This window comes from Bacillus sp. FDAARGOS_235, assembly GCF_002073415.2.
GTDB classification, from domain to species: Bacteria; Bacillota; Bacilli; order Bacillales; family Bacillaceae_G; genus Bacillus_A; species Bacillus_A toyonensis.
On sequence record NZ_CP020437.2, the window covers coordinates 3,480,706 to 3,487,500 of the forward strand.

Here is a 6,795-nt window from a genome sequence, read left to right on the forward strand (position 1 = left end):
AATCAGCGGGATGAACCTTTCCGCTGATTAAAGTTTCACTTTACCCCGCATTAACGGACAGTAAGCTTTCCGCCTTGAAGAACAGCTAAGGCAAAGAATATAAGTTGGAAAGCAACTGTCCGTAAATGCCCGATTGGATCAACTAATAATCAGCGGGATGAACCTTTCCACTGATTAAAGTTTCACTTTATTTTGACATAATTCTCTAAAAAAATCTTCTTTTCAAATTGGAAAGGGTATTTGTATAATTTAGACAGAAACGAAAAGGAAGGATGATTTATACGGTGACTGAAAAGGAATTAGAATTATTGGCTTGTCTTGAAAAAAGTAGTCGTTTGTCTGTAGATACATTGGCGAAGCTATTAAATATAGAAGTAGAAGAAGTGAAGAAGATGGTTGCGAAATTAGAAAGTGAAAAGATTATTGTGGATTATGTAACACATATTGATTGGACAAAAGTAAAAGAATATACGGGTTTAACAGCGATGATTGATGTGAAAGTTACGCCGAAGCACGGTGTTGGGTTTGATGCAGTTGCTGAACAAATTTATCGCTATTCAGAAGTGAAATCCGTGTATTTAATGTCAGGGACATATGATCTTTCTATTACATTAGAAGGAAAGACGATGGGAGAAGTAGCGATGTTTGTTTCTGAGAAATTAGCAACGATTGAATCTGTCGTTTCTACAACAACTCATTTCATTTTGAAGAAGTATAAACATGAGGGAATTATTTATGAAAAAAACGATGATGATAAGCGAATTGTGGTGACACCATGAAGCAGTTTGAACTATCTAGAGTAGCAGAATCTTTACAACCGTCTGGTATTCGAAAGTTTTTCGATTTAGCCGCAAGTATGAAAGGTGTTATTTCACTTGGAGTGGGAGAGCCTGACTTTGTTACACCTTGGAATGTAAGGCAAGCATGTATCCGTTCTTTAGAGCAAGGATATACAGCGTATACAGCAAATGCAGGATTATTGGAGCTCCGTCAAGAAATAGCAAAGTATCTAAAAAAACAATTTGCAGTATCTTATGATCCAAACGATGAAATCATTGTTACGGTTGGAGCGAGCCAAGCGTTAGATGTAGCGATGCGTGCCATTATAAATCCTGATGATGAAGTACTCATTATTGAACCGAGCTTCGTTTCTTATGCACCGCTTGTAACATTAGCTGGAGGAGTTCCAGTTCCTATAGCGACTACTTTAGAAAAAGAGTTTAAATTACAACCCGAACAAATTGAAGTAGCTATTACAGCGAAAACAAAGGCAATTTTACTTTGTTCCCCAAATAATCCAACAGGTGCAATGTTAAACAAATCCGAACTAGAAAAGTTAGCAGTAATGGTTGAGAAGTACAATTTAATCGTATTATCTGATGAAATTTATGCAGAGCTTGTATATGACGAAGTGTATACGAGTTTCGCGAGCATTCAAAACATGCGCGAACATACGATTTTAATTTCGGGATTTTCAAAAGGATTTGCGATGACAGGATGGCGTCTCGGTATGATCGCAGCTCCCGTTCAATTTTCAGAGTTGATGCTTAAAATTCATCAATATTCTATGATGTGTGCACCGACGATGTCCCAGTTCGCAGCTCTTGAAGCATTACGCGGAGGGAATGATGAAGTCATTCGAATGAGAGATAGCTATAAGAAACGCCGTAATTTTATGGCGACATCTTTCAATGAGATGGGATTAACGTGTCATGTGCCGGGCGGAGCGTTTTATGTCTTTCCTTCTGTTGCCTCAACTGGACTAACTTCAGTGGAATTTGCAGAACAGTTATTACTAGAAGAAAAAGTGGCTGTTGTACCTGGAAGTGTATTTGGAGAAAGTGGTGAAGGATTTATTCGTTGTTCGTATGCAACATCGCTTGAACAACTTATAGAAGCAATGAAGAGAATGGAACGGTTCGTCGAGAATAAAAAAAGGACAAAACATAATACGTTTTGTCCATAAAAGGGGGGGAATACTAGAAAGCCATGTGTTAGTATTCTATCCCAATATTGGAGAATTATACGTGCTACAGGAAATTTTTTCGTGAATTTTGAATGAGTTCTGTCATAGTGGTATAATTTACTAATATAAGGTATGCGCCTGTTAGGTAGCGATACGTAACAGGCGTACTAATTAATCGGATATTTAAAATAAGTACATCTGTTTTGCAATCTACATTTGTAGAGAAAATGGTAAACGTATGGGAGTGTTTCATATGTCAGAACAATATACAACAGGAGTGGTTGTAACAGGGAAAGTGACTGGAATTCAAGATTACGGTGCATTTGTAGCGTTAGATGCAGAAACACAAGGACTTGTGCATATATCTGAAATTACAAATGGATATGTAAAGGATATTCATGACTTTTTGAAAGTCGGCGATACAGTAGAAGTAAAAGTACTTTCAATTGATGAAGAGCACAGAAAAATGAGTTTATCGTTAAAAGCGGCGAAAAGAAAACAAGGAAGGATTCTTATACCGAATCCATCTAAGGACGGATTTAATACGTTGCGAGAAAAGCTGACAGAATGGATTGAAGAGTCTGAGTTAACAAAGTAAAAGAGGAGCGCATATGAGCGTTCCTCTTTTACTTTATCTTATGATATATATTTGCAAATATGATTGCATGCAATCATATTCGTATGTCGGAGGTGAAGAGGACATACTGGTTATCGAATTTCGTTTGTTTCTGGGTGTGTACCAAGATTTTCAGATGGTTTAAACAGTAAACCAAGATTGATAAGCCCAGATATACCAACGATGCCGTAAATAATACGTGCAAGAGCTGAGTTTTGTCCACCGAAAATGGCTGCTACTAAGTCAAACTGGAAGAACCCGATTAGTCCCCAGTTTACTGCACCAATTACAGTAAAGACTAATGCGATACGTTGCAATGTACTCATGAAAAAGCCCCCCTTAATTGTGAAGCATGAGCAAGCGCTGAGTTAATCAACTCTTTTATAGAATGGTGCAGTTATGTTGTTTTTATACATAAAAAATGTGTGAAAAAAAGATGTATATACATCTATACCGAAAAATGCGAATTTTTATGCAAAAAATGAACTTTTTCTAAAAAATATATATTGGTTACGTTTACACTGGTTGAATCGCTTGATTTACAACTTCAGTTTCGCTAAAGTGAATACAGAAATACATATCCATAATTGGAGGGAAAAAGATGAGTACACATGTAACGTTCGACTATTCTAAAGCGTTATCCTTCATCGGTGAACATGAAATCACTTATTTACGTGATGCAGTGAAAGTAACACATCATGCAATCCACGAAAAAACTGGAGCTGGGAACGATTTCCTTGGGTGGGTAGAGCTTCCGCTTCAATATGACAAAGAAGAATTTGCTCGCATTCAAAAATGCGCAGAAAAAATTAAAAATGACTCTGACATTTTACTTGTTGTAGGTATCGGTGGTTCTTACCTAGGAGCACGTGCAGCAATCGAAATGTTAAACCATTCATTCTACAATACGCTTTCTAAAGAACAACGTAAAACTCCACAAGTGCTATTTGTTGGACAAAACATTAGCTCCACTTACATGAAAGATTTAATGGATGTATTAGAAGGTAAAGACTTCTCTATTAACGTTATTTCCAAATCAGGTACAACAACAGAGCCTGCACTTGCATTCCGTATTTTCCGTAAGTTATTAGAAGAGAAGTATGGAAAAGAAGAAGCTCGCAAACGTATTTATGCAACTACAGATAAAGCGCGTGGTGCATTAAAAACATTAGCTGATAACGAAGGTTACGAAACATTCGTAATTCCAGATGATGTTGGAGGACGTTTCTCTGTATTAACGCCAGTTGGTTTATTACCAATCGCAGTAAGTGGCTTAAATATTGAAGAGATGATGAAAGGTGCAGCTGCTGGCCATGACGACTTCGGGGCATCAGAACTAGAAGAAAACCCAGCTTATCAATACGCAGTAGTTCGTAACGCTTTATACAATAAAGGAAAAACAATTGAAATGCTTGTTAACTATGAGCCAGCACTTCAATACTTCGCTGAGTGGTGGAAACAGTTATTTGGTGAAAGTGAAGGAAAAGATCAAAAAGGTATTTTCCCATCTTCAGCAAATTTCTCAACTGACTTACACTCATTAGGTCAATACGTTCAAGAAGGTCGTCGTGACTTATTTGAAACAGTTCTTAAAGTGGGTAAATCTACACATGAACTGACAATCGAATCAGAAGAAAACGATTTAGATGGATTAAACTACCTTGCAGGTGAAACTGTAGACTTCGTAAACACAAAAGCATATGAAGGCACATTACTTGCACATAGCGATGGCGGAGTACCAAACTTAATCGTAAATATTCCTGAATTAAATGAGTACACATTCGGTTACCTTGTATACTTCTTCGAAAAAGCATGTGCGATGAGCGGCTACTTATTAGGCGTAAATCCATTTGACCAACCAGGAGTAGAAGCATACAAGAAAAACATGTTTGCTTTACTTGGTAAACCAGGATTTGAAGAATTAAAAGCAGAATTAGAAGAGCGTTTAAAATAATAAAAAGCGACCGGATCTCCGGTCGCTTTTTATTATTTTACTGAAATGTCCATCGGTATATTCAAACTAGAATGGGTATGCTAAAGGAAAAGTCTTGGAGGGATGGGCTTGATTCCGATTCAATCAAAGTTAAAAGGACATACATATGCGTTATATAAGTTAGAAGAGGTTATGAAACCACTTGGATATAGTATTGGTGGCAATTGGGATTACGATAAAGGGTGCTTTGATTACAAAATCGACGAAGAAGATGGCTATCAATTTTTACGAGTGCCATTTACAGCTGTGGATGGGGAATTAGATGTGCCTGGTGTAATAGTCCGTCTTGAAACGCCGTATATTCTTTCGCATGTGTATCAAGACGAACTAGATGATAATGTGAATGCGTTAACAGCTGGAACGAGCGGATTTGATCAATTTGCTGAGCCGAAAGATCCAGATGGAGATGTGAAAAGTAAGTATATTAATATTGGGAAAGTATTAGTACAGGAACTAGAGCGTCACTTTTTTAATGGTGAATAACAATGAGTATGTCGCTTTCGATAAGAATGAAGGTATGGACTGGGTTAATCATATATTGATCGTCACGCTTTATACCTAGTAAGAGAATGTTTTGTTTTAAAAGAGTATAGCTACAATTTGCAAAAGTTTGTCCGGTGCAAGGCGGAGAAAGCTCCATCAGTTGTAATTTGTTATCAGAGATTTCATCGTAAAGTGAGAATAGTACACCTGAAATAGAAGGAAATAAAAGAGAAGCGGTAAATACATAGCTCGTTAATTTATTTCCTTCTATAATTTCTGATACACCAGCTCTCGTTGCATTTTGAATTTGATCCGAAGTAAGAAGTTCAGCGATGCAATGAATGTTTGGATTAAGTCCTTTTGCAGTTAAAATATTTAAGATGGACTGTGTATCAGCTAAGCTTTCATTTTTTTCTTTATCAGCCGTTATTAATATGGTGTGTGCCGTTGTAATGTTAGCTTTTAATAACGTTTGATCGTGATGTGGACAACCTTTTATAAACTCTAAATGATGAAATGGTTTTGGAAGTAAAGAAAGTGTTTCATCAATTAAAACGATATCAAGGTTTGGTTGTAAGATGTGCATTTGTTTTACAACATGTTTTGCCCGTTCGTTCCAGCCGACAATAATCATATGACCGCTAGCAGTCGCAGCTTCTTCTCCTTTAACTTTCATATATTGTTTATTAATCATATCAGTGGCGAATAGAACCATATAATAAGAACAAAAACCGGTTCCAAATAAAATAATACTCATACCGATGAGTTTGCCTATTAGTGTATGTGGGGCAAAGTCACCATAGCCAACAGTGAAAATTGTAACGATTGACCACCAAATTCCATCAAACCATGTGGTGAAGTGCGATGGTTCTAATCTATGTATAAGAAAGCCGGAAAAAGCAGTAAGTACAACAATAAAGCAAATTAAACGAAAAATAATGGAATCACGAAATGTATCTACTAAATTTGGACGGGATTTCAATTGCTAATTCCTCCTTACTTTGCAGGACTACATTCATTGTTACCATTATAGAAAAAAGAAAAACTCTCTAATTTAAAAGAGAGTTTGTTTTCTATTACATACTTTCAACTTCAGTTTGTTGAACACTTTCAAGGTGTTGAAGAGCATAATAAACATCAGCAGTATGTCTTTTTTGATCGATAGACAATTTTAAATGTAAATAGTGCGAACCATTTTCCAATGTTTTGAGCTTCATGTTCTTAACTTTTATATCCATTTCTTTTATTTCTTCAATTACGATCGGGATATTGTCCATATTTCGTACAACAAGTTTCACTGCGATATCACGTTGACGAAATGACCTAGGTCCTATAAATTTCATCGTTAATGGTATAAGTTCTACACTAATCATAAGGAAGCACATTCCGAAAATCGCTTCAATATAGAAACCAGCTCCAACGGCAATGCCAATACCAGAAGCACCCCAAATCATGGCGGCGGTCGTTAGCCCAGCAATACTATCGTTTCCTCTTCGTAAAATAACACCTGCACCTAAAAAACCAATTCCTGATACAATTTGAGCAGCAAGTCGAAGGGGGTCCATATTCATATGGTCGGTATGTGGTAAATTGTAAGCTGCTTTAATAGAAACAATAGTGAGGAGGCAACTAATAATAGAGATAACTAAACAAGTCTTTAAACCAAGTGGTTTACGTTTTAATTCACGTTCTAAACCGATGGCGAATCCTAAAATAGCCGAGAGACCTAGTTTGAGT

At 36.7% G+C, this 6,795-nt stretch carries 8 protein-coding genes (1 of these 8 only partly in view); 5 read left to right on the forward strand and 3 right to left on the reverse strand.

The window, feature by feature from the left end; all coding sequences use genetic code 11:
• The first annotated feature begins 272 nt into the window (after positions 1-272).
• From A6J74_RS19890 to yugI, 3 genes are all read left to right on the forward strand, one after another.
• On the forward strand, positions 273-779 hold the full coding sequence (locus tag A6J74_RS19890; RefSeq protein ID WP_002049317.1) for an Lrp/AsnC family transcriptional regulator: 507 nt from the start codon (positions 273-275) through the stop codon (positions 777-779).
• Positions 776-1,966 (forward strand): aminotransferase, encoded by a 1,191-nt coding sequence (locus A6J74_RS19895; RefSeq protein ID WP_080609574.1) that lies wholly within the window; start codon positions 776-778, stop codon positions 1,964-1,966. Before A6J74_RS19890 ends, A6J74_RS19895 begins: the two co-directional genes overlap by 4 nt.
• Positions 1,967-2,219: 253 nt before the next feature.
• Positions 2,220-2,564 carry a S1 domain-containing post-transcriptional regulator GSP13 gene (gene yugI / locus A6J74_RS19900; protein WP_000003767.1) on the forward strand — a complete coding sequence of 115 codons (345 nt, stop codon included), beginning with the start codon at positions 2,220-2,222 and terminating at the stop codon, positions 2,562-2,564.
• A 110-nt stretch (positions 2,565-2,674) separates the two neighbouring features.
• Here yugI and A6J74_RS19905 read toward each other — a convergent pair whose 3' ends face one another.
• The gene (locus A6J74_RS19905; RefSeq protein ID WP_000105788.1) at positions 2,675-2,908 is read right to left on the reverse strand and encodes a DUF378 domain-containing protein; all 234 of its coding nucleotides are present in this window, start codon (positions 2,906-2,908) and stop codon (positions 2,675-2,677) included.
• Between the two features lie 275 nt (positions 2,909-3,183).
• Between A6J74_RS19905 and A6J74_RS19915 the strand changes: the two genes are divergently transcribed.
• Both A6J74_RS19915 and A6J74_RS19920 read left to right on the forward strand, forming a co-directional pair.
• A complete protein-coding gene (locus A6J74_RS19915; RefSeq protein ID WP_000103665.1) occupies positions 3,184-4,536 on the forward strand; it encodes a glucose-6-phosphate isomerase in 1,353 nt (450 codons plus the stop codon).
• 108 nt (positions 4,537-4,644) lie between these two features.
• Complete coding sequence (locus tag A6J74_RS19920; RefSeq protein ID WP_000612324.1) at positions 4,645-5,058, forward strand: YugN-like family protein; 414 nt, start codon at positions 4,645-4,647, stop codon at positions 5,056-5,058.
• Here the strand turns inward: A6J74_RS19920 and A6J74_RS19925 are convergent.
• A complete protein-coding gene (locus A6J74_RS19925; protein WP_000842336.1) occupies positions 5,045-6,040 on the reverse strand; it encodes a potassium channel family protein in 996 nt (331 codons plus the stop codon). The genes A6J74_RS19920 and A6J74_RS19925 overlap by 14 nt on opposite strands.
• A 94-nt stretch (positions 6,041-6,134) precedes the next feature.
• Positions 6,135-6,795 carry the 3' portion of an MgtC/SapB family protein gene (locus tag A6J74_RS19930; RefSeq protein ID WP_000386692.1) on the reverse strand. 20 nt of this gene lie beyond the right edge of the window, so 661 of the gene's 681 nt are visible here — the last part of the coding sequence; its start codon lies beyond the right edge, outside the window; it ends in the stop codon at positions 6,135-6,137.

Coding starts and splice junctions, on each gene's coding strand:
- A6J74_RS19890 (WP_002049317.1), top strand. CDS start 273: ATGATTTATACGGTGACTGAAAAGGAATTAGAATTATTGGCTTGTCTT.
- A6J74_RS19895 (WP_080609574.1), top strand. CDS start 776: ATGAAGCAGTTTGAACTATCTAGAGTAGCAGAATCTTTACAACCGTCT.
- yugI (WP_000003767.1), top strand. CDS start 2,220: ATGTCAGAACAATATACAACAGGAGTGGTTGTAACAGGGAAAGTGACT.
- A6J74_RS19905 (WP_000105788.1), bottom strand. CDS start 2,908: ATGAGTACATTGCAACGTATCGCATTAGTCTTTACTGTAATTGGTGCA.
- A6J74_RS19915 (WP_000103665.1), top strand. CDS start 3,184: ATGAGTACACATGTAACGTTCGACTATTCTAAAGCGTTATCCTTCATC.